This window comes from Streptococcus oralis, from assembly GCF_003943395.1.
Classification (GTDB): Bacteria; Bacillota; Bacilli; order Lactobacillales; family Streptococcaceae; genus Streptococcus; species Streptococcus oralis_BF.
Map to the genome: position 1 here is coordinate 1 of NZ_RJPJ01000015.1, position 23,280 is coordinate 23,280.

The window sequence follows — 23,280 nt, forward strand, 5'->3', positions numbered from 1 at the left end:
AATTGATGCTTCTGGCTATTTGATTAATATTATTTCCGATTCGTTTTAATTCAAAAATCAAATCTTGATAACTATTTGTATCAATGGTGATAAAATTCATACCAGGATCTAGTAGAGTTCGCCTAGCATATTCTGAGAATGATAAGCAGTTACTTTTTGAGATATTTTCATTCAATTTGACTAATTCTAGGTCAGATAAAAAGACTTTTTTTAAATTCGTTCTATATCGGTGTTCCACTGTACTACCTCATATATTTGTTACGAAAATTTTCACTAAGAAGACTTGTTTTTTCTACTTCTTTAATCAATTCCTGAATACAAGTTAACAAAATAGAAACATGTTCGTGAGTAACCTGATGATTTATTTTAGCAATTATTAATATTTCATAAACATCACGGCTAATTTGTTCCAACTTTTGTTTTTTCCAAAGGTTGAACCATTTTTCCATCTGTTTTTGTCCATCAGACAATAGTAAGCTTTTACGGAGAAAATCAGAAAAATTATCCTCTCCTTTCTCTCTCATTAAATCTAGTATTTGTTTTTCCTCCGTTTCTGTTAAGCGAAATTGTTTCCGGATACTACGTATATCTCTTTTCATATGACTTTTCCTCCTTCATTGGTACCTGTACTGACAATGTAATCTTACTGACACTGTCAGTACATTTTTCAAAATAGCTTCAACGTTTTTGTAAGGCTTTGCGAGCTCAGATATTGTGTCCACAATATCCCAAAAATCATATCGCCTGCCATTTCAAACCTCACGGTTCAAAAACAAACGATATGAAAATGTGGTGGCACGCCCCCAAACCCCCATGATAAATCTAAATTAAAAAAAGTATAACAAATACTTTTTGATAAAATTATCACAGAAAAAAGAGCCCTATCGGACTCTTACAAACTAAAACAATGTCTCTGATATTCATACTGTCTAATGCCACTACTGTCTTTGTTCATCTTGATAGAAAAAACAAAATAATGGTCACGACCGTCTAAAGATTTGCTTTTGTTAAGTTTAAAATAATGTTTTTGAGACATAGCCATTGTGCGTAAAATGTCATCAGTAATAAATGTCAATGGTATATCTAAAGCGGAATACTTGTAAAAATCTGACTCAAACTGTAAATAGGATTCAGAAAAATAATCTAGTTGCAATTTATCATCATATAATTCTTTACGATTCATGTAATTCCTCCCCTTCTATCTGTATATCGAGTATATCTGACCATTTTAATCGAAGAAAACCAGTGTCTGATTTAATAGATATAAACTCTTTCCCAATTTCTTTAACAATACCCGATACTACTTTTCTTCTATTTGAGTGCTTAAAAATAAACGTTGCAGGGAATGTATTCGTATAAAGTTGACGAACAAGTAAGACTTTCTCTTCCATTGATAAAGTAATTGAGACATCTTCTTTATTTTTTTCTTCCCAAAGAGAACTTGAATGTTCTGACAAAAAGAATCCCATCCACTTAGCCATCCCACGATCTTGATACTCTCTTGCAGATAAAAACGGCAAATAAGAACGATTCATCATTTTAGCCCATCTAATCCTCCAGCTGAATGACCACCAATGAGTTTACTTCTTGCAATTGTTCTAGAAGCCTGATCCAGGGCATTTCCTTTCAATAGTGAAGTAAAACCAAATTCTGTTCGAATAGCATCGATTGCGTACTGGAGCCTTTCTTCTTTTTCTATTTTCTCAATATCATCAAATAATGAAATCAATCCAAAGGATTCATCTACTAAACCAGAATAGTTAACCGCAACATTCCTAATAGCTCCTGAAGTATATTTAGTGTGAAATAACTTTAAGACGTAGTTTGTCAGTAGTGCTGTTTGATTGGTTGGTTCAATTTTCATTTGAGTATTGATAGAACGCTTTTGTTCCACTTTAGAGTAACCTAGATGTATAGAAACTACTGTTGCTTTTTTACCAGCTCTTCTCAATCTAACTGCAACTTGTTCTGCCATCTCACGAAGTATGATCTCAATATCTCTTTGTTTAATATAATCTCTTGGTAAAACTTGAGAGTTCCCTATCCCTTTTGACTTCGGCTTATAAGGTTTATGAACATTGCTTTCGTCAATCCCATTGGCATGAAACCATAACTCTAGTCCCATAATCCCAAGCTCTTTTTTAATCAAGTCAGGATTAGCCTGAGCCAATTCTTTAATCGAAAAGATACCTAAATTATGTAATCTCTTCTCCATGCGATTTCCAATTCCCCAGAAATCTGTCATTTTAGGAATAGCCCATACTTTCTTTTCTACATCCTCATAGGACCAATTAGCTCTCATTGTCGGAGTTTTTTTAGCTTCGTTATCTAGTGCCAACTTAGCTAATAAGGGATTGGCATTAGACATGCCTACAGTTGAATAGATTCCAGTTTTTCTCCAAATCTTTTTTTGAATAGCAGCCGAAATAATATCTAATTTATCTTTCCTACTAATACTTTTATCTGATACAAAATAATTTAATGAACTGGTTAAATCAATAAATCCTTCATCAATTGAGTAGGGATAAATATCGTCTGGTGCCGCAAAATCTTGAAAGATTTTTTGAATTTCCATATTGACTGCTATATAAGTATCCATTCTCGGAGGAACAATCACAGTTGATTTTGCCCATTCCTCTATATAACGAACATAGTCTATCGTTGTCGGTAAGCCTTGTTTTCTAGCATTATAGTGAGAGAATTTGCGAGTCTTTACATCAAATGGTAAATCATAGGAACGTCCAACGTTCGACTTTCCAAAGACCTTTTTAAACATAGGAGAGGAAGCAAGAATTAAACCAGCAGAATTGTCTGCACGACTCATAACACAAAGCGAAGTCTTAAGTGGGTGTAATCCCCTATCTACACATTCTACACTTGCGTAAAAAGATTTCATATCAATAAAGGCAATATCACTTTTAGGTTCGAGACTATAATCAAACCAACTCATACTTAGTCCTCTAAAGGCATAAAGTTCCCAACGATTTTCCCTATAATGCGAGGATTCTCATCATATGGCGCAAACTTATCTGAATAGTTCCGATTGAGTGAAACTAATCGAAGACCATTTTCTTCACGATACACTTTCTTGATATAGGTTTGACCATCCCAATCGATCGCATAAATAGCCCCGTCATAATCAAATCCCGTTTGCTTAATAAGGGCAACTGAACCATTTTCATATGTCGGTTCCATTGAATTACCAAACACCCACGATGCAAAATCATAATCAAATTGATGATCGAAGTAAACTGTATCGTAATTACCATCATCAAAATAAGCTGTTCCTGTACCAGCTGATAATTTTTCGTAGACCTTATAGGCAAAACGCTGAGGAATGTCTACAACCTTTGCATTCTGTTTATTCAACAATTCTGTAGCATAATTAAGTGTTGCTTCTTGATTCCTTTCCGTTAGTTTGAGATAGGTTTCAACTATTTCATACTCTGATTCAAAATATCGAAGATCTACATTCAAAATCTCACTCAATTTGCTTAAATTGTTTTGATTAGGCTTTGTTTTACCTGATTCCCAATTAAAGTATGAGGCTCTACTAATTCCCAAACTGGATGCAAGTTGAGATTGAGATAATCCTTGACTTTCTCTTTTTCTTTTTAATTTAGTAGGTGAAAACATTTGTCCTCCTTTGTAAGTTTATTAACTAACAAAAAGGATACCATAGCTTGTTGAAAAAATCAAGAGTTTAATAACCCTCAAGATTTAAAATAATCATAAACTGCGCTAAATTCGTACTTTTATTGTTAGGAAATCATCACTGAAGAATGCTAAAACTTTTGAAAAAATATGAAGAAGAAAATAGAGAATATAAAAAAGGATCGTTATTTTTTAATTAACGATCCAATAGACTTTATTTTAAAAATCTAACTCTACAAACCATTTCAATTAGTTAAATCTTTCAATCTTTCTTCTCCAGATTTAAGCATCTCTTTCTCCACTTGATTCCATTCTCCAAACAGTAAATCATGAAGAACGGTAGCTGCTGAAGTTGTATTTTCTTTTGAATCATATACACAACTTCTATCTCGTTGGTAAATTTGAATTCTTTCAAAGATAGCTAGTTCTTCCAATTGCCGTGTATTATCAACTAGATGATTTACAATGAAATCATGATGTTCTTTTGGAGTTGCACGTGCTTGATTTGGATTGATAGCGTACAGTTCTTCGTATCGGATAAGGGTGCTCAGATAGGACAGTTTAGGCTTTGTCGCAATCAAAGCTAATTGTACTTCATAGCCCTTATTTTTCAAGAGTTGTGCTGTTTTCTTTGGAACATCAACTGTTCGTAAAGTTCCCTCTATCAAAAGATTGTATCCCAAAGTACTCAATTTTGTTACTAAAGACTCTACCATTTTGCCTGCAAAATCTTTGGTGTATTCTACACTGTCTTTGCCATATTCTTGCTGCAGTTCTAAATAGTGTGGATGTTGAGAGCGAAAACTATCGCCATCTATGATAACAATATTTCCTTGAAATTCTTTCTGTTTAATACGATGAATTGTAGTCTTACCAGCACCACTTTGCCCTCCAAGCAAAATCGTTATAGGTTGCTTACTGGACTTTTTTCCTCTTGTCAGAGAACGAAGATTCCGTGCTAGAGCATGTTTGAATTCACTATCAGTATAATCTTGGATTTCCATTAGGCTACCATCCGTTTTTCAGATATCTCTAACATACGTTCAATTCCATCCAAATAGCCGCTATACCTCTCTATTTCATCAAAATTTTCTACTAAATAGATATTCGTATGAATCAAGTCAGATAGATCATCACTCATTAAAATCCAAGGATTAGATTCATCATCAATGCTAATTCCCTGACTATCTTGATAACGATAGAGTCGTGATAATAGATTAGCTCCTCTTTCTTTCACAATTTCAATTTTTAAAGTCAATTCATAATCTTCAACAGGATTGAGCATTTTATCTTCTCCTACAATATCGACATAAGATACATTAAACTTCTGACAAATGATGTCTATTAGTTCCGTAGAGACTGCACTCGTTCCATTTTCATACCGGCTCAAGCTATTTCGAGAAATTCCTACAATTCGGGCAAAGTCGTCTTGTGTTAAGTCATGTGTTTTACGTAAGGATTTTATGTTCTTTCCAATCATGGCAAACTCCTTTTATTTTTATACCACCATTATAACATTTAGAAAAAGTAAATGCACCATTTTTGGTGCATTATTGGCTGTTTTTCCTAAATCTCTCTAAATTCTTTTCCAATTGTTCCTTATGAAGTTGATTTTTAGCTTCCTTTAATGTATCGTCCAAAGTTTCTTCTCTATAAGTTGCTTCTGTTTTTAGTTGTTCTGATCCTTGATTTGGAGTAAAAATGATATCTAACAGTTGGTCTATTTTTTCAAGATCTTGGACAGACATATCAGATAGTCTATGAATTAGCTTCTTAAATACATCACTATTGTCTTGCTTTTTCTTAAAAAATGTTGTAAACATCTATAACCTCTCAAAAAAAGCAGCCTATCAGGACTGCTTAGTGTAATTCCGAAATCGCATCATAAATGGACTGCAATTTCTTATTGTCTTTATTCTTTGTGTCAATCAACGTATGTAGCTCTTCAATTTTCTTTTGACTACTTTGAATATCACTATTGTTATCCGCAATAAGTCTTTTAAGATGTTGCTGATAACTTGTAGTGATATCTGTCTCTTTTCCTGTTCTAACCTCTGTAACTTTGGGTTTAGAACTAGGATTCGATGCTGTCACAGGTTCTTGTTTTCGCTTTTGAAAAGCTGCTTCATAATTTACATCATTACCTCCTTGATGATTTCCAAATAAGGCCGCAATTTTATCTGGATCTTCTTGATTTTCTGATTTACTTTCTAATGGTTGATTAAAATTCCAATCTTTTGTCATTCACTCATTTCATCCTTTCTAAATTCAGAATCATCGAATTGTCTTTCTTTACCAAAGGCATGGTCAAGAGCTTCTTCAAAACTCATGTGACTAATGCTTTGACGCCTTTTGAACGTCGCAAACATCGCTGTCTCCAGTTGCTCTTTGTAAGCAGCTAGTTTTTCTGTTTCTCTTGCTACCTTACTTTCTTGCCTAGTGACCTTTTCTTCTAAGCGTTCGATTATGGTCATATACGATCCTCCTTCATTTTAATATTAGCTAAAACATCTTGATTTTGTTATCACAATTCTAAACATTGAGAGGTTTGTCTTACTGGCTGATTCCCCAATGTCTCTTTTGCAGTCTCAAGTATACATTGTAAATCTGATTTCTTTTCTCTAAGAACATCATTCCAGTCTATTTTTTCTTTCCCAGATTCATTATCAGGCAAATCCAGTAAAACAGGAAATCCTGATTGAGATAACTTATCAGAAAAATCTTTACCCGCATCATCACAATCTACTGCCAGTGTCAATAAATCAGGATGATTATCAAAATAGCTTGTGGTATCACGAATCGTATTGATTAAAGGCAATAACTTTGAAGGTATTACTGTATCTAAAAATTCCAATTTCTGATTTTCTTCAGCTATTAGTCGTAAAGTTTGATAAGCAACAACAGACCTTTTTAATCCCTCCATAGATACCAAACGAACATCAGATAGACTTTGTTGATGAAGTTCGTAATAGCTCATCAAGTCGATGAACGATTCACAAAAGACCAGTCTATTTGGTTTACCAATGTCAAAGGATATTCCAACATGTCCATGGCTTCCTTTTAGAATCGTTTTTAACCTCTTTCTTGGGAGAGAATGATTCTTATAAATCCCTTGTAAACTTGCTGCCTGCAGCTTGTGACGATGATCAAAGCTTTTAAAAACAATAACAGGTTCAACTGTTTCGTTTGTTTTCCAACTGGCTTGTGCTATTAAACCTTGTTGAATCATCCTTTGTACGATTTCTTCTGAAATTCCTCTACATTCTGTTAAGTAATATCTGGCCAGACTACAGTTAGAATCTTCTATTCTCTTTAAAGGATAATAAAATGGTCTCTCTCTTTTTTCTTGAACAGCTTCTTTTTGAAAAGGTTCTTCAGAAAGAAAGGCTAGAGCTTCTTTAAAGGATAGTCCCTTAACTAGTCGAACAAAATCAATGACATCACCTTGAATATCTCTTGAAAACCATTTAAAAGTATTGGTAGTGGAAAAAATTCGGAATGAATCGTGTTCAGGATGTTCATAGACACTGCTAGAAACTTGTTTAAAGGAGATACCTAAACGATTGGCTACATCAAGAATTGAAATTTGCTTACACTCTTCTATTTCCATGCAATATCATCATTTTTTCGTAGTATTTGGCAATGATGGTATTGATGATGATTCTTCTAAAGTTTTAGGAGTTGCCTTATCTAAATCATCTAACCCAGATTTCCAAACCTGTACTTGATTGACCAATAACTTACCAGGTAGTTTAGAATAGGATAACTTAACTGTTCTTGTTTCTGTCTGATTAGTCTTTGATTGGTTGGCATTCTTTAAATCAGATACATAGGTTACATTATAAGAGACCATGGCAATAGCTTGATTCGTAGTCTGATTGACAAAGATATCTGCTTTTTCAAAATGATAATCCAAAATATAATCCTTATACACTTGGTTCATGGCATCATTTTGACTTGTCAATTCTTGAGAATAAGCCGATTCAGTCATATAAGGTTGAATACGTGTATTATTTTCTCCGAGCTTTTCTTTCGTATAGTACTGAGTCAAAAATTCTTTTACAGTATCCGATGACAAAATACTTGCTTTATCTTCTGCTTGTTTGTCCTCTACAAGTTTAGCTGCAGCCAATTCGATTTCTTTGCGACTTTGTTTAGCAGTAGAATGTTGACCAGCAGTATATCCCATCATGAGAATAAAGCTAGTTGCAGCCACTGCTCCAACACTAATTAAGGCTTTAGTTTTGACTTTATTTAACATCTTAGACCTTCTTTCTATAAAAACTAGGTCAAGAATAACAAAAAGAACTTGTAAGTTTTATCACATCACAACGAAAGGTAATTCCTACATTTCAGGCGCAAAATCGTACAGTTCAGAGAAAAATATCAAAATTAGCTGTCTTCAGCTTATAATATAAACATGAACAAATTAAAAGAAGAAAATTTGAGAAGAGCTCTTTCTCATATTGAACGACATAAACAAGCCATAAATACAGGTAATAATAGTGAGGATAATGATTTTCATAAATTATTACTCCAATTTAGCTATGAAGTATATGAAAGAATCAAGGCAAATAAAAAACCTTATCCGAATTTAGATTCAGATAAAGTCTTTTGACTATCTAAAAAGTTCACATTTTTTTCTTATTTATGGAGTTAATGAAGCGCCAACTGAATCCTAGAACCAACATCAGATTGATGAAAAGGTACACAGCCGTAAAACTAGTTAAACCATGTTGTCTGATATCATCAAAATATAAACTAGGTTCAGTAAAGAACAAATAAATTCCATAACCCTCAACGAAAATAAGAAAACTGACAAAACCAATCAGGAAAAGTCCACTGGCAATAAGAAAGAGTCTCCATAAAAGAATGAGAATTCCTCCTACTGCTAAAAAAATTACTGGGATAAGGAGTAAATCATTCATGACTTTCTCCTTTCTAGCCAATCAATTGACGATAATGGGTGGCAAGAGAGGAATCAAATTCCTTTAGCTTTTGAACTAAGTCCAAATACTCCTCTTTTTCATGCTCTTCAAAGTCCACACCTCGATGATTCTGAAGAGCGATTTCCATTTGGCTAGTGAGTTCTCGTTTGGAAAAGCTGTAATCCCCCGTCACTTCCTCATAATGTTCCTTTAGTTCCTTGTAGGCTTGGTATTCTTCAGGTGTTTGAAATCCCTGTACCAAAGCCTCTTCTAATTGATAATAGGTATCTTCCATCATAATCGTTACCTCGTTTCTTTCTATCTTTATTCTACCGCGCTTTTCTTTTCTTGTCCGCTATTTATATCTATTTTTTAATCTAATTCAAAAGAAAGTTGTTCTTGCTTTTCTTTTCCTTTTCCTTTTTCGTGGAGTTGTCTTAAGGCCTGATCAATAATATCTAAATCCGTTTCTGTTTCAATTAATGGCGCGAGTACATCGTATTCGGCCTTTTTAGTTTGATAATCCTCTTCCTTTGGAAAATTTTTCTCAATTTCTACCTTAGCAGTAGTCCATTTATCCTTTAATTCATCCAATAAGTTCTGAGTTTTCACTTGGTCCTCCTTGATGTGATCAATCGTATGCTGAAGTCTTTGAATTGTGCCTAAAGGAGAATACAAATCTAAACTGACAGAATACTGATTTTCTCCCACAATCTTAACAGAGAAGGTTTCAGGAAGAGGTTGATTTGTTGGAAGACTAAGCATTTTAATGTCAAATCCTCGATAACTGGCTAGGGTACGAAATTCTTTGCTGTCAGCTTGATTATGACGGATAAGACGGTGTAGGGATTCCCCTGCTTCAGCTCGTTGATCAAAAGCCTGCTTACCTACCGTCATAGAAAATACCTGGTCTTTCGACATTTCAGACTGTTGAATGTCGCCTTCATACTTGCTTAATCGTTTCTCAAGAATGGGCATATTTTCTTCACAGTAGGAGATTGTATGACGATAGTGATCCTTGCTGCGTTGAAAGGCGCGTCTTTGATTTTCTAATAGAGTTAGATCATTCTCTAGTTCCATCTTATATTTGAGATAAGGATTACCTGTTGCTAGTGCCTTAAAATCAGAAGCTGTCATGGTCTGCTCATCAATGTCTTCTGCAGCACGAATCGGCTCCTTAGAAGTCATAATCTGCTTAATATAACGGAGTTTGTTCTCCTGAGTTGCCCATAGATAATTATCAAACGAACCTTTGGTAATATAGTGGTAAATATCTACTTCCTTGTTTTCATTTCCCTGTCGGATAATACGTCCATTGCGTTGCTGAATGTCACTTGGTCTCCACGGAACATCCAGGTGATGAACTGCTTTCATCTTGCTCTGAACATTTAAACCTGTTCCTCCTTTTTCAGTTGAGGCAAGGAGAATCCGCACCTCTCCTGCATTGACCTTTCGAGACAAACTATTCTTCTTTTCATCACTATTGGCATCATGTACAAAGGCAATTTCCTTACTAGGGATTCCTCTATCAACTAATAAAGCCTTTATTTCAGAATAGACATCAAAGCCATTATCCTTTTTCTTAGGGGTGCCAATATCTGAAAAAATCATCTGAGTAGCCTTATTTTCCATTCCCTCACGATAAATTCTTTCAACATTATCCACTACCTGAAGTAGTTTATGATTGTCTGCTAGACTATAACTAGAGTCCAATAAACGCATATCAATAGCTAGTTTCCGTGCCTCACCTGTTATCTTTAACATGTTATCCTGGCTCGGATCAACGGTTCCACATTTGACCATATCTGACCTCATAACCAATTCTTCTAAATAGAGTTTCTGGTTTTCAGTTAACTCACTCTCAATAGGGATAATATGGGCTTCTGGTACAGGTAAATCCAACATATCTTGTGTTTGAATGTCGGCTGTTTCTTTATAGATTTTCATCAGCTCAGGAAGATTGACAAACTTTTTAAATCGTTTCTTAGGTTGGTACTTATCCCCTGTAGGAGCTAATTCCATAGAGTTTTGAATTTCTCCAAAAGCACCTACCCAAGAGTCAAAATAATCAACTTGATAGCGTTTTAAGATATCTGGTTGAATATAGTTCATCATAGTATACAACTCACTAATAGAATTGGAAACAGGTGTTCCTGTCGCAAAGACAATGTTTTTAAAATCATGTTCTTCCTGAATCTGTCGCACCTTCATTTCCATATCCACATTCTTCTTAGAAGTTGTATTAGTAATCCCTGCTACATTCCCAAGTCCAGTAATTGGACGAATGTTTTTAAAGTGATGTGCTTCATCCACAAAGAGAAAATCAATTCCTAAGTTCTCAAAATCAATAAAACTATCACGATTAAAACGTTGGAGTTCTTCCAATTGTTTCTCTAGACCACTTATTGATTGCTCTGCTTCTTTAACGGTATACTTATTTTCAGAATGTGTTTTAATCTCTCGTAGTTCATTGAGTTTATCCTCTATATAATTCATCTGTCTTTCCTTACTGACAGGGATTTTTTCAAATTGAGAATCCCCAATGACAATGGCATCGTAATCTCCTGTAATAATACGTGACACAAATTGTTTTCTTCTCGCCTTCACAAAATCTTTCTTAGTAGTCACAAAGACTTTTTTAGTAGGGAAAAATTTCATGATTTCTTGACCAAATTGAGCAGACAAACTAGAGGGCACTACATACAAGGGCTTATGAACCATCCCCAACTCCTTTAATTTAAACCCAGCACCAAGCATGGTCAAGGTCTTTCCTGAACCTACCTCATGAGCTAATAAGGCTCTTTTTTCTTCTACGATTCTTTGAATGGCATTCTCTTGATGAGGACGAAGACTGATGTTTTGTGCCAAGCCATCAATGACTAGATGGCTACCGTCATACTCTCGACTAACCGTTCGATTATAAAGACGATTGTAACTTTCTTCAATGACTTGTTGGACTTCTGGATACCGTGAGACAAAGTCTTGAAAGAGTTCTTGTAAATGCTGCTCTTTTGCTCTTAGAACAGAGGTTTTTTCCAAATCTGTGATGGTCTTTTTCTTTTCTCCTTCCGTAACAGTCATAGTAATCGTCGGTTGGTTTGAATTTAGTAAATTCTCAAAAATCTTTCTTCCTGTATCATAACGTGACCCACTAACTCCAAGACTACTATCTTTGGCACTTGGATAGCGATAAGCAAATGATGTCCTTAAATGAACCTGCCCATCGACAGGATTCACTTCAATGACTTGTTCAACATCAGGAGAAGACAATTCAAATTCACGATTGGTAAAACATTCAAAGGCAAATTTACCATAAACGGATTGAGGAATCCAACGTGAACCTATTTTAAACTCAATATCTGCCAGATGAATCCGTGGAGGGCGAACAGATTCTAACAAATCTAAAGCATGGGACCAGTCACAATCTTGATTGTTTTCCTCCACTAATAGTTGAACTACTTCTATCTTGTTGAGAATATCTCCTGATAAAAACTGGTTCTTAGAAAGATATTTTCTTTCCCCTCTTAAATAGCTTTCTGGATCCATTAAAATCTGGTCTCCTAACTCATCTAAAATAGCAGCTTGGCTATGTTCAGGGTAAATTGATACCATATAGTCTAAATCAACCCCTCTACCATCCGATAAACTAGAGTTTAAGGCATCTAAAGCCGTTGAAACTCTTGTAATTACTCTCTCCGGCCTAACCAATGCTTTCTCAAAAGCTAAAGATTTTTTATATTTTACTTTCTGACTTTTAGAATCAATGTATTCATCTTCTAAACTAGCTAGTAAGGAATACTTATCGTCACTATCAAATAAGTTCCGATTAACTGAGGCATTCAAGTATCCAAATTGACTTACAAAGCGGTCATAGTCACGATTGAGTTTACTAAGTAATACCTGAAAATCTGTTCGACTATAATCTGGATGACGTTGAATTTCAATTAAGGATTGATAGGTTTCTCTCAAATCAACCATGCTCTTAATACGACTAATATCCTTATCCGATAAGGGGCTTTCATAAAAGACTGTTTTTTTGAACAAGCCCTTATATTTCCCTCTTTTACTCGCTTCTTCTGACTTGTAAACATCTAGTGCTTCCTCATCAGTCAAATGAAGTTGCACGAATCGGTCTATTTTATGTTCAGACAAAGAACTGTCCCAAGCTTTAAAATCTCCCTTCTCATCTACATAATAACTAATTTCGTCTACTTTTGAACTTTTCCGAATGCCATGCGTATCTCGGTAATAAATTTGATTTCTCTCATATCCAAAAGAATAGAGCGCTAAGTCCTCACGTATACGACTTGGAATAGAATGATCCACTTCTTCTTGGATAAAAACAGGTGCTTTCAAAGAATTGTCAATTGGTTTAGGTTCTTCCACATTCTCTAATGCTTCCATTATGTCAGTAGCTAATGTTTCTGATCCCCCCTTAACATTGAGAGTTCCTCCATTAAAATTACGTACCTCATATTCACCCAAAACTTGTGTGTTGTATTTCCCATCAAAATAAGGATTGATCCAGACACGCTTATCCTCCTCAAAGAGAATAGAACCACTAAAAACAAGTTCCTCTTCATTAAGATTCTTTGCTTGATCCTTTTGAAAGAAGAGGAGATCTGTGGTCACTCGAGTACCTGCAATCTTTTTAAAAGCCGTATCCGGCAAACGAACTCCCCCTAAAAAATGAGTGTTGGATTTAATCTCTTGTAAGACATTATCTGTCCGCTTATCCATTGTCCCAATAGATGAGATAATCGACACTTGTCCTCCGTCTCTTACTAAATCAAGTGAGTGTTTGACAAAGTAATCATGAATCATATAAGGTTTATCATAGTTTTTATCGGCAATGCGAAAATTTCCAAAAGGAACATTCGTTAAGACTAAATCAAAACTATTATTTTGATAGGGCACTTCTTCAAATCCTCGCACTTCAATATGGGTATTGGGGTGGAGTTGTTTTGCGATTGCGCCTGTCACACTGTCTAATTCAACCCCATAGAGTTCTGATTTCTCTCGTATACTTCTAGGCATAGCCGCAAAGAAGTTCCCAGTCCCCATAGAAGGATCTAAAATCCTTCCTCCTTCAAAACCATCATCCAGTAACTTTTGCCAAATCTGGCGAATAATCATTGGGTCTGTATAATAGGCTGTGAGAGAACTTTGTTTCATAGTGGAGTATTCTGATTTACTTACTAAACTCTTAAGAGTTAAACGTTCTGTTTCATACTTTGGATTGAGTTCATCGAAAAATTCATTGGCAAGACCACCCCATCCAACATACTTGGCTAGTAGCTCTTGTTCTTCTGGACTTGCTTGTCGTCTCTCTTTTTCTAATCTTTTAACAAGTTCAATTGCGGCGATATTCGTTTCAATCTTTTCTCGATTTGTCTTAGGATAAAAATCCTCTAAATCATCTGGAAAAACAAAATCTAGAACAGGGACATCCGTCTCTTCAATGCCTACAATAAGCGTTTCTGTTTCCTTATCCTTTTCATTATCTTCTTCCAGATAGGAAAACAAATCTATTTCCTGGCTTTCACTTGGTGAATCAATCTCAATCTCTGAATCTTCTTTTTCAAGTTCTACGAGAGACAATACTTGTTCAATCTCTTCCAAACTGTTCAAGTATAAGATAGGATTCTCTTCAAATAACTGGTTGGAATCATTGAATAGCTCTAGGCGAACTAAGTCATTTAACTGTGCATTTTCAATCGAAACCAACTGAAATACTTGTCCTTTATAACTTACTTGTGAACCGATTGGATATTCCCTCGAAGCTTCTTCTACAATTTTATCTACTTTAGATAGGGAATGAACTTCCACATTTTCTTCTACCTGGTCAATATTATCTAAAGGTAAGACTGCTTCCTCTACTTGCTTAGACTTTTCTCTTATAGCCTTTACTTCATCAAAATGAGTAATAATCTTCAGCTTTTGTGTCAGTGGTAGTTGTTTGTAGTTTTCTTCATGATGGACAAAATCCGTAACAGTATCTAAAGTAGCCATCAATTCTGAACCCAAATAGGCTAGAACATCTCCTTCTTTTTCTTCAAAATGAATCTCAAGAACCTCTTTTTTTAGTTCTTTTGAGTCAACCATTAGAAGAAATTCCTCTATATCTCTACTAATACGGTCAGATAGATTATTCGCAACCCGATAGACATTGACCAAATTGACATCCTGATTCTGATGAAAAATAAGCTCACTTAGTTGTTCTAGCTTCTCTTTTTCAGACTGGATGTAAAATCGAGTGGAAAGATTATAGGTTGCGACTTCTAGCACCAAGTATTTCTCCCAACTACTTAATTGAGATAATTTATCTAGACCCGCTTGTCCAAAATTTCTTGTGTAACTTTCTAAATCTTGGTCATTATTTTCAGAACTAGCCTCTAGGAAAGAAACAATATCTTGATCAAACGAATAGACATGAGGTATCTCTTCTATCTTGCCATCTTCAGCCAAAAAACTCTCTACCAAGTCTTGCCATTTCTCATCAAAATGTTGCGCTTGATAACGAAGAAATAGGCCCATTTTCTCCCTATCTTTTGGAATTGTTCCACGAAACATAGCCAATAATTGCATTACTTCCATACTCGCTCCTTTCATCTATATGAAAATAGGAGAATCACATGATTCCCCTACAACTCTATCTCCATTTCAACCTCTTGAGGACTGGTTTCTAAATCACTAGACAAAAGAGAAACGGCATCTGTTCTCATGTAGTAAGTATATAAGTCTTCTAGGTCTTGTTCGTTTTCAATCCCTGTTTCAATACTAATCAGAGCCTGTATAAATTCCTTGTAGTGACTCTCCATCATATCTGAAATCTTTTGTTTCATTTCCATAAATACTGAAGACGGTTCAGTTATACTTGTTTGGCCCATGTCTTGTAAATCCTTTTCTAAGGGATTGGTTCCTTCTTCTACTTCTACTAAATCTGAACGACCATCACCATCAGAATCTGCGCTAAGAGGATTGGTTCCTAGCGTCAATTCTTGAGCATCAGTCAGTCCATCTTGATCCGAATCACGTTGATAAATGGCTTCCATATACTTCCTTCTTTCCTAGTTAATCTTTTTTCACTCCAATCCTACCAAATATTTCTTGAAAGAAGTATCACAACAAAAAAGAGAACGAGCCAAAACTGCGTTCTCCTTAAAATGATAAAAATATATTTTATGCCACAAAAGATATGTAAACTAATCTTTTAAATAATAAAAAAGTTCCGATGTTTGTAAATGTTTTGAGTAAATGGAAATTACTTTTTCACCTTTTGGAAATACTGTCTTTCTCTTCAAATCTAATAAAGATTGAGGAACAATTTTCCTAGAGGTCTCTTTCAATGTTAATGCTAGTATCTGTTTTCTTGTACGTAGAGCATAATCAAACTCCAAATACAAATAACGTCCTGAACCAGTTAGATGAACATGCTTTCCCAATAACTCCTCAATGGATCCTAAAACTTGTAACTTTTGCATCGTGGTTCCATCTTTTTTTATTTTCAACTCATCAATTATGACATGTCTATTTAAACAATCGTCAAAGAAACTGCCTGCACCTTTTTGGTAATCAACACCACATAGGTGCATGAAATTAGTAGGTGAAAAATGAAGCTCAACACTTTCAATTTCCGTTTCATAATACATGATTTTGCCAACAAAGTGTTTTTTAAAAAAAGAAGCCGCAATTTGTAACTGTGTAAAAAAACGCTGAAGTTTTATTTTTTCGTTGTAATTAGGATTACGATAAACTTCAAAATTTTCCATATTTTCCATAATTTCCATATTTTCCTCACAAAAAAGGTGGTTTACAGAGTCTGTAAGCCACCTAGTCAGTCGGTTTATTCTGGTGTCTGCCACCGCTTGGCCCTTACGTCCAAGATTGCTATCGGATTTCGTTCTGGTGTCCGCCACCGCTTGGCCCTTATGTCCAAGATTACTATCAGATTGACCATGAGCCGACTACTCATCTACACTATTTATTCTACCTGAAAATGGTTAAAATTTCAAGTGTAAACTCTCCTATTTCGTAGTATAAGCAAAACTGATGGCACTATCTGCTTGAGAGATTATTCTAAAGGTATAGTTAGGGTTGCCACCATAGTTTGTCTCAGACACAAGGAAAGAACCGTCATCATATACTTTCTCGACAAAAGCCACATGACCGTAGATGGCTGGTGTGCCATGTGTACCTCCCACAAAAGAAACAATGGCACCTGCTCTTGGTGTAGAGCCCGTTTCTCCACCAAGACTTGAAGCTGTCGCAACCCAGTCCTGACCATTTCCCATGGTATTAATGATTGAAATCTTCTCTCCGTTTCTACCTTTTAGCTTTAATCCTAACTGGTTCATACGAGCCGCAACACCCCATGTACATTGTCCATAGGCATAGGCCATACCATCTCCACCACCAGGAACAGAATGATCATACAAGTCCCCACGAACCCCTTCAAGGGATTGTGGGTCACTCTTTGCCTGTCCTCCATTTGTTTGACTAAAGCCTTTTTCAATTTGGTAATACCATTCCGTTGCTCTGGTTTGTCTTTCCAGTAGTTTGTCACCAGAATTTCCCTCCCAATAGGTGAGGAAGAGTTGAGCGAGATTGGCTGCACTGCCCGTATTTCCAAAGAAATCCTTTAACCAACTTTGATAGTAAGGACTATCCCCATGAAGCATAAAATCAAGTTGGAGGTCTAAATCATACCATTTCTTATTTTGGGTGCGTGCATAATTCAATAAAGCTGTATGACGTGTTGAACCATCTGCGGTATCCGTCCATTGACCTAACCCCAAACCTCTATGAAGGATATTAGGATAAGCACCACTATAAATGGCTGGCCCTCCTATCGCTAACCAGCTTTCATCATCCCATGAGGAATCGGTAGCGCCAACTGGAGGAGATAAATAATCCCCTTCAGCTCGTTTTGGATTGATAGAAGATTCTACCGACCAATTTCCTAAAATTGCCGCAATGGCTTGGGGACTTGCCCCTTGAGATTTCAAAAACTCATAAATATGTTTTGCTCGTTCAAACTCATCCCCACCAAACTGACCAATGGCTGGTAAGATAGTGGTCTGAAGTTGAATGACTTTTGGAAAATAAAATTGCGGATTGACATACACCAATTTTTCTTTCTTGTTTTTATACTTCTGATAGGAAACTTTCAACCCTGTATCGTCTGGTGTTTCACCAATAATATCACCCGTTAGAACTCTTGTCCCCTCAATCGCACGGCCATTATGAATAGAATGCAAGGTCAATCGACTCTCATTCTCTCCTTTTCCGTTAGTGAGAATAACATTGTCACCGTCTAGAGACACAACTCCATCCATTGGTGCGACAATCGTTTGGTGAGCCTTCGCTTCTAGTAGAATGTACTCCTGAAGGGTAGGTTTTCCGTCTAGATCATAGTATCCATAACGATAAGTCATGGTTAGACTATCTTCGTTGCTTTTCCCCTCAAATGGATTGTCCAATTCCTGCATGGAAGCATACACACCCTCTTCTTTTAGTTCCTTCATTTCCTCTTGATCGTCTTTCGATAGTCTATACTTAGGAGTTTCATAAAGGTCTTGCATTGATTTCAAATCTTCCCCATTGTTTAAATCATGCCACAAAGTAGATAGATAATCCTTGTAAGTTTCTGAACTAAATAAGTGAACTGGTTTGTGTAACTCATAGTCATGGAATTTAAAGTTCATATACCCCATCACATCATCAACTTTTGTGTAATAAGTAATTCCTTTGTCATTTGTGCGAGTATGTTCTGCATCTTCCCAAGTTAGGTGGGTATAAGCTTTTGTTAATTCAAATTCATCTTGTTGAATCAAACTAGCAGATGAAAATCCTAAAAAGAAACTCATCATAAGTAAAAGAAGAAAGACTATTCCTCCAACTATCCAGGTTACAGGATTTCCAGCCGCAAATGTAAAGAAGGAAAAGGCTGCTTTTAGTTTTTGATAGATATTTCGGACACTTGTAAGACCTTGTTTCTTTAATTTTCGATACCGATTTTTAAAGGAACTTGGATTCTCTTTCGCTAGTTTCCATCCTTTTCCATCCTTAAAATGATGGTATCGCTCTTTTGTATTGGTCAGTCTTTTCTTGGTAAAACGACCTGTTGCTTGTCCTGTTTTGACACTAGCTTTTCCAAGATTATAAGAAAGCCGACTGTAGCGTTTCCCTTTTCTAATGGTCTCTTGAAGTGTGCGATAGCCTTCTAAATCTTCATTTTCTGAAGCTAACTCTCCACCTTCACGTCCAAGGACATAAAGAAAAGTTTTGGCTTTCCTACTGACTTTTTTGGACTTATAGGCTTGTTTAGTAGATTTTAGATTCTCTTTTGCGGTCTTGACTTCTTTCTTAGCTTTTAATTCTTCTAAACTCTTCCCTTGAAAGAAAAAATTGGATTTTACTTTCGATTCCTGACCGTAGAGAAATTTTTGATTGGTTTTTCTTTCTTTACGACGCTCTTTTCTTTCTTCTTTTGACTGTGCCTTTGCTTCTCTAAATTGCTTCTTGGCTATTTTCAATCGTTTCCTAGCATGAGGCAACCGTCTGTCTCTTAATTCTTTCCGATTCAAAAGAGATGGAGGACTATTTTGAAGAATATGATTGTAGTCTTCATTTGCTTGTTTTACTCTCTCCTTTGAAGCTTCTCTCATCTCCTCTAGCTTTTCTTTTATCTCTTTTTTCCATACTTTTTCATCCAGTACAGCGGAATCTTTTTTCTGTTTCCTCACCTCCTTCTTTCCTTTTTTCAAGAATTTCTTCTCATCTTTTAGACTTCTTCTAAATGCCTTTCGTGCACGTATGATTTCTCTTTTATCCTTCATTTACCTTCCCCTTAATTAGAAGCCATTTTATCAGGATCTGTACTCATGATATCAAACAATTGAGTACCTTTAGGAATCTTATTTTTAAAGGGAACTACAACGGAACCAGCTTTTATCAGTCCTGCACCTTTTTCTGGATTGACTAGGTATTTTTCAAGTTCTTTTGACAATCCTAAGAGTTGAACCAATTCTTCTCGGTCATTTTTTGCTTGCTTGAGGAGAATCATAAATTCACTATTTGCAATAATCCGTCTACCATTTGGATCTAACAATAAGGTTTCGACGTTTTGAGTTATTCCAGTCGGACTGGCTCCATATTTTCTGACACGACTCCACAATTTAAAGAAGAAATCACTGGCATATTTATCTAATAAGAGAAGCTGCATCTCGTCAAAATAAATCCAGGTCTTCTTCCCTAATTTTTGATTCCGAACGACACGATTCCATATCTGATCAAAAACAACCATAAGAGCGATTTGTTTCAGCTCATCTCCTAACTTCTTAACGTTATAAATCAAGAAATTAGATCCTGTCTGAATATTGGTCTTATGAGAAAAAATATCAAGAGAACCTTCGACATACAGTTCCATATCAAGTGCCAAATTCTGCGCTTCTTCTTCTGGTTGTTGACTCAAGACAAAGACCCATTCTTCCAAAGAAGGCTCTTTAAATGACTGATAGGTGAGTCTGGTAACTCGGTCGATAATCGATTTTTCTCTTCCATCCATTTTCCTATCCAATAACTTGCCGATAAAGGATAAAAGAAATTCTGATTTTACCTTAACAGGATCCTCATCCATATTTTCATCAGACAAGTCAAGTACATTGAGATAGGTTTGGGAATCTGGCGCAATATCAATCATTTCCCCACCAAAAGCCCGTCCAATAACACTGTACTCTGCTTCTGGATCCACGATGATAATTTCAGTATTTTCACCAGATTCCTTGATTTTGGTCGTGATAATCTCATGCTTGGTTGCCATCCCTTTCCCAGCTCCAGATGTCCCTAAAATCAGACCAGACGGTGTATTTAATAGGCTTCGATCAATGGTAATAATATTGCTTGAGATTTGATTAATACCATAATATTTCCCACTACGGTCTTGTAAGTCTACTGAAGTCCAAGGAGAGTTCACTGCTATATTGGACGTTAATAAACTCCGTGATACGCCTTCTAAAAAATCACAACCAAATGGCAGCAAACTATTAAAGGCTGCTTCTTGCATATATGGAAGTTTATCAATCATTAGGTCATTTGAGCCGGCCACTTGTTGAATCGTGTCTAGAGCTTGTTTAAGTTCTTCTTCATCCTGACCAAAAACACCAATCAAAAAGACTGTTTGAAATAGTTTATCTCCTGTCTCTGTCATGGTTTTTAAGAGTTCTTCAGCTTCATCGATATTGCTTTCTAATACATGACCTACTTTTTCCAAATAGATACCTGTACGAGCGAGTTTTTGTTGTTCCCCAATCTTTTGAGATTCCATTAAGGTTTTCTTCGTTCGTAGTTTCTTCATGGCATCAGCCTTGGTCGAACTTTGAGCATGGAGGCTCACAATCAATTCCAAATCTCCTTGCATGAGGTCTCTGATAAACTGATCTCCTAATTCCATACCGTAGTCTCTGACATAGACAATCTGCAATAAGCGGTCATTGATTTGTAGGTAATTCTTGTTTTTAAAATCCAAGAGGTTAGGAGCTATAAAGTGACGAGTTGTCTGACCCGATCTCGTTAAATCACGGTAAGAAAACGGAAGATGGTGTTCTCCTCTAAGCATATCTGCCAACAAGTTCACACGGTTTTCTCCAGCCAAGGATTCAAAGCGAGCATCAATTTCTGAGAAACCACTCTTGAAATATTCTCCTATTTGGGACAGGGAACGATAGGCTTGTTTGGGATTAGAATCCTTTCTACCAAAGGTAATCAGTTTCACAGCTGAAAAGTTATTTTCACCACTGTCTAAATTCTGATTCATCATCCGATTCAATTCTTGACGATAGCTATCATATCCATCTTCTTTTTCCTCATACAAAACACTTTGTCTAAACTTTTCTAAATTTAATCTTTTATTAAAGATAGTCAATTGGAAGTTGGTTTGGTCGTCTAAAGAGTTAATCAAATCAGAATACTTCTCAATGATTGCGCCCTTATCTTCTAAACCAACAGTTTGGTAATTGACATCACCAAGTAAATAGCTTTGTGAGAAATAATCTTCTTTTACCTGCATCAGACCATTTTGATACAGGGCTTGATAGGAAAGAGTATTAGCCGTTGAGGGTAACACTTCCTCTTTTTTCCCTTTAACTTTTTCCTTTTTATTAGTCATTGAAGTTTTTTGTTTCTTTAATGTATTTGATTTTCTTTTCATGTTCAGGTCCTTTCTTTCCTGTAATTGTGCGTAGGGGAACCGTTAATTCAAAATGAAGACGGTATTTCAAATAATGTTCAAAATATAAATCATTGGGTTTATAGACTCCAAAAAGCATGAGGGGGATGGTAAAAGCAAACACAAAACCGTAAACAAACCAATCTCCAAATTGCCAGAAAAAGAGATTCAAGCCCAAAACAATAATTGTGACAATAAAGGCTGGTAAAACAAAGATGATTTGTCTTGTGGTGAAACCTAACCAAGCCCTGTGTTGGTATTTTGAGATGTCTTTAAAGACACGTGTATTCATGACTTTCCTTTCTAAAAAGGCTAAGAAGCATTCACTTCCTAGCCTTTATCTAATTACATACCTAAGATAGAGCGAGCCGTACGTTGAGAACCAACGAGGGCAATAATCAGTAAGATAGCTTGTACCAAACTACCAAACATAATCGCAAGTGATTGCAAGACTCCTGCACCATTTGAGACAGCTATTTTCCCAGCAGATTCAAACAAAGGAACAAGAGAAACAATCAGAAAAATAAGAACCCCTTGTACCGCATAGACCATAATATTTTTTAAATAGCCAATACCAATAGACTTCCATTCATCACTTAAAAATGTTGGAATCGTAAGAGGGGCAAATGGAATCATAAGGTAGAGTTGAATAAATCGAATAGATACCAAAAGGTTAACCATGGCTGCACTTACTATCCGAACAAGCCAAATGAGGAGGGCGAAAAAGCCCACAATCATCCGGCCAATAAATCCTGAACCTTTTAATCCAGAGATGGTATCATACTTTGCCCCACCGTGAGCCACAATCGAGGCCACTTGTTCAATGGCGTGACTCGCAATCCCGATGATGGCTTCTACAATCACGGTAGTGTTGGTAATTACAACTGCGACCATGATATAACTAATCAACATCGGCGCCAATGCTTCAAAGGTCATCGCTCCTCCTGAGTTAGCAATTTTCTTTGCCATCTTTGAAAATTCTAAGATGAGAACAACTGATAGAATCGCAACTCCAAGAGGCTGCATGACACTTTTAGTAATACTAGACATATAAGTCCAAACAGTTGGATTGTAGCTAGATAGAGATTTAATCAGATCTACCGTAGATTGTAAATCTACATTAAACCCTTCAAATAAATTTTCAGCTGATATTTTTTCAGATGCAAGGTAAACAAAGGGTGAGACTAAACTAAGATTCATGTCATTGTTTATCCTCCTAAATTGAAATCTGGGTTACAAAGGCTCCAGCAGCCCCTACCATAACTCCACCGACAATTTCAAGAATGGCATTCCGAACACCTGGTCCACCATCTTTAATGTTGGTTGCAAGATTGACAATCCCCACAACAACGAGAAAGGCACCAACCGCAATCAATCCCTTCTGTAACAAAGACATAGCTTGTGCAAACATGGCACTTGCGTCTACTCCATAAACAAAACCTTTAAAATGCGTAATCATCTATTTCCTCT

The 23,280-nt window shown here is 36.0% G+C and carries 25 protein-coding genes; 2 read left to right on the top strand and 23 right to left on the bottom strand.

The window, feature by feature from the left end; genetic code table 11:
* From D8802_RS09585 to D8802_RS09645, 13 genes are all read right to left on the bottom strand, one after another.
* Window positions 1-238 (bottom strand): plasmid mobilization protein (locus D8802_RS09585; RefSeq protein ID WP_125395680.1); only part of this gene is annotated, 238 nt, incomplete at its 3' end.
* Window positions 239-242: 4 nt separating this feature from the next.
* A complete protein-coding gene (locus tag D8802_RS09590; protein WP_125395681.1) occupies window positions 243-599 on the bottom strand; it encodes an SAG1252 family conjugative relaxosome accessory protein in 357 nt (118 codons plus the stop codon).
* A 293-nt stretch (window positions 600-892) separates the two neighbouring features.
* Window positions 893-1,183 carry a DUF5960 family protein gene (locus tag D8802_RS09595; protein ID WP_125395682.1) on the bottom strand — a complete coding sequence of 97 codons (291 nt, stop codon included), beginning with the start codon at window positions 1,181-1,183 and terminating at the stop codon, window positions 893-895.
* The gene (locus D8802_RS09600; RefSeq protein ID WP_125395683.1) at window positions 1,173-1,538 is read right to left on the bottom strand and encodes a hypothetical protein; all 366 of its coding nucleotides are present in this window, start codon (window positions 1,536-1,538) and stop codon (window positions 1,173-1,175) included. The genes D8802_RS09595 and D8802_RS09600 overlap by 11 nt, the downstream gene beginning before the upstream one ends.
* The gene (locus D8802_RS09605) at window positions 1,535-2,950 is read right to left on the bottom strand and encodes a Y-family DNA polymerase (RefSeq protein WP_125395684.1); all 1,416 of its coding nucleotides are present in this window, start codon (window positions 2,948-2,950) and stop codon (window positions 1,535-1,537) included. The genes D8802_RS09600 and D8802_RS09605 overlap by 4 nt, the downstream gene beginning before the upstream one ends.
* Before the next feature lie 2 nt (window positions 2,951-2,952).
* Window positions 2,953-3,636: a LexA family transcriptional regulator gene (locus tag D8802_RS09610; protein ID WP_049531753.1), complete on the bottom strand. Its 684-nt coding sequence runs from the start codon at window positions 3,634-3,636 to the stop codon at window positions 2,953-2,955.
* Between the two features lie 263 nt (window positions 3,637-3,899).
* Window positions 3,900-4,658, bottom strand: coding sequence for a type II toxin-antitoxin system toxin PezT (gene pezT, locus D8802_RS09615; RefSeq protein ID WP_125395685.1), 759 nt, complete (start codon window positions 4,656-4,658; stop codon window positions 3,900-3,902).
* Complete coding sequence (gene pezA / locus D8802_RS09620; RefSeq protein ID WP_125395686.1) at window positions 4,658-5,134, bottom strand: type II toxin-antitoxin system antitoxin PezA; 477 nt, start codon at window positions 5,132-5,134, stop codon at window positions 4,658-4,660. Before pezA ends, pezT begins: the two co-directional genes overlap by 1 nt.
* A 70-nt stretch (window positions 5,135-5,204) precedes the next feature.
* Window positions 5,205-5,477, bottom strand: a complete 273-nt coding sequence (locus D8802_RS09625; RefSeq protein ID WP_125395687.1) for a hypothetical protein — start codon at window positions 5,475-5,477, stop codon at window positions 5,205-5,207.
* Window positions 5,478-5,514: 37 nt separating this feature from the next.
* On the bottom strand, window positions 5,515-5,898 hold the full coding sequence (locus D8802_RS09630; RefSeq protein WP_125395688.1) for a DUF5945 family protein: 384 nt from the start codon (window positions 5,896-5,898) through the stop codon (window positions 5,515-5,517).
* The gene (locus D8802_RS09635) at window positions 5,895-6,128 is read right to left on the bottom strand and encodes a DUF5965 family protein (protein WP_000152419.1); all 234 of its coding nucleotides are present in this window, start codon (window positions 6,126-6,128) and stop codon (window positions 5,895-5,897) included. Before D8802_RS09635 ends, D8802_RS09630 begins: the two co-directional genes overlap by 4 nt.
* Before the next feature lie 50 nt (window positions 6,129-6,178).
* Entirely contained in the window at window positions 6,179-7,264 is a 1,086-nt protein-coding gene (locus tag D8802_RS09640; protein WP_125395689.1) for a toprim domain-containing protein, read from the bottom strand.
* 9 nt (window positions 7,265-7,273) lie between these two features.
* On the bottom strand, window positions 7,274-7,915 hold the full coding sequence (locus D8802_RS09645) for a peptidylprolyl isomerase (RefSeq protein ID WP_125395690.1): 642 nt from the start codon (window positions 7,913-7,915) through the stop codon (window positions 7,274-7,276).
* 159 nt (window positions 7,916-8,074) lie between these two features.
* Here D8802_RS09645 and D8802_RS09650 point away from each other — a divergent pair, with 159 nt between their 5' ends.
* Window positions 8,075-8,272 (top strand): hypothetical protein, encoded by a 198-nt coding sequence (locus D8802_RS09650; RefSeq protein ID WP_025172557.1) that lies wholly within the window; start codon window positions 8,075-8,077, stop codon window positions 8,270-8,272.
* Window positions 8,273-8,285: 13 nt separating this feature from the next.
* On the opposite strand, the gene D8802_RS09655 is transcribed toward D8802_RS09650, so the two are convergent.
* The 5 genes from D8802_RS09655 to D8802_RS09675 form a co-directional block, all read right to left on the bottom strand.
* Window positions 8,286-8,582 (bottom strand): DUF5966 family protein, encoded by a 297-nt coding sequence (locus D8802_RS09655; RefSeq protein ID WP_125395691.1) that lies wholly within the window; start codon window positions 8,580-8,582, stop codon window positions 8,286-8,288.
* Between the two features lie 13 nt (window positions 8,583-8,595).
* On the bottom strand, window positions 8,596-8,880 hold the full coding sequence (locus D8802_RS09660; RefSeq protein WP_125395692.1) for a DUF5962 family protein: 285 nt from the start codon (window positions 8,878-8,880) through the stop codon (window positions 8,596-8,598).
* Between the two features lie 74 nt (window positions 8,881-8,954).
* On the bottom strand, window positions 8,955-15,179 hold the full coding sequence (locus tag D8802_RS09665; RefSeq protein WP_185758227.1) for a DEAD/DEAH box helicase family protein: 6,225 nt from the start codon (window positions 15,177-15,179) through the stop codon (window positions 8,955-8,957).
* A 47-nt stretch (window positions 15,180-15,226) separates the two neighbouring features.
* Window positions 15,227-15,637, bottom strand: coding sequence for a thrombospondin type 3 repeat-containing protein (locus D8802_RS09670; RefSeq protein WP_125395694.1), 411 nt, complete (start codon window positions 15,635-15,637; stop codon window positions 15,227-15,229).
* A 150-nt stretch (window positions 15,638-15,787) separates the two neighbouring features.
* Window positions 15,788-16,372 carry a PBECR4 domain-containing protein gene (locus tag D8802_RS09675; RefSeq protein WP_260468420.1) on the bottom strand — a complete coding sequence of 195 codons (585 nt, stop codon included), beginning with the start codon at window positions 16,370-16,372 and terminating at the stop codon, window positions 15,788-15,790.
* A gap of 18 nt (window positions 16,373-16,390) precedes the next feature.
* On the opposite strand from D8802_RS09675, the gene D8802_RS10165 reads away from it, so the two are divergent.
* The gene (locus D8802_RS10165) at window positions 16,391-16,579 is read left to right on the top strand and encodes a hypothetical protein (RefSeq protein WP_001860875.1); all 189 of its coding nucleotides are present in this window, start codon (window positions 16,391-16,393) and stop codon (window positions 16,577-16,579) included.
* 30 nt (window positions 16,580-16,609) lie between these two features.
* Here D8802_RS10165 and D8802_RS09680 read toward each other — a convergent pair whose 3' ends face one another.
* From D8802_RS09680 to D8802_RS09700, 5 genes are read right to left on the bottom strand one after another with little or no spacing between them, the layout of a single operon-like run.
* Entirely contained in the window at window positions 16,610-19,423 is a 2,814-nt protein-coding gene (locus D8802_RS09680) for a phage tail tip lysozyme (RefSeq protein WP_125395696.1), read from the bottom strand.
* A gap of 11 nt (window positions 19,424-19,434) precedes the next feature.
* A complete protein-coding gene (locus tag D8802_RS09685) occupies window positions 19,435-21,792 on the bottom strand; it encodes a VirB4-like conjugal transfer ATPase, CD1110 family (RefSeq protein WP_185758228.1) in 2,358 nt (785 codons plus the stop codon).
* Entirely contained in the window at window positions 21,743-22,102 is a 360-nt protein-coding gene (locus D8802_RS09690; RefSeq protein ID WP_001097589.1) for a PrgI family protein, read from the bottom strand. Before D8802_RS09690 ends, D8802_RS09685 begins: the two co-directional genes overlap by 50 nt.
* A 53-nt stretch (window positions 22,103-22,155) precedes the next feature.
* On the bottom strand, window positions 22,156-23,010 hold the full coding sequence (locus tag D8802_RS09695; protein ID WP_001054257.1) for a VirB6/TrbL-like conjugal transfer protein, CD1112 family: 855 nt from the start codon (window positions 23,008-23,010) through the stop codon (window positions 22,156-22,158).
* A gap of 16 nt (window positions 23,011-23,026) precedes the next feature.
* Window positions 23,027-23,269, bottom strand: coding sequence for a hypothetical protein (locus tag D8802_RS09700; protein WP_000627865.1), 243 nt, complete (start codon window positions 23,267-23,269; stop codon window positions 23,027-23,029).
* Window positions 23,270-23,280 lie beyond the last annotated feature (11 nt).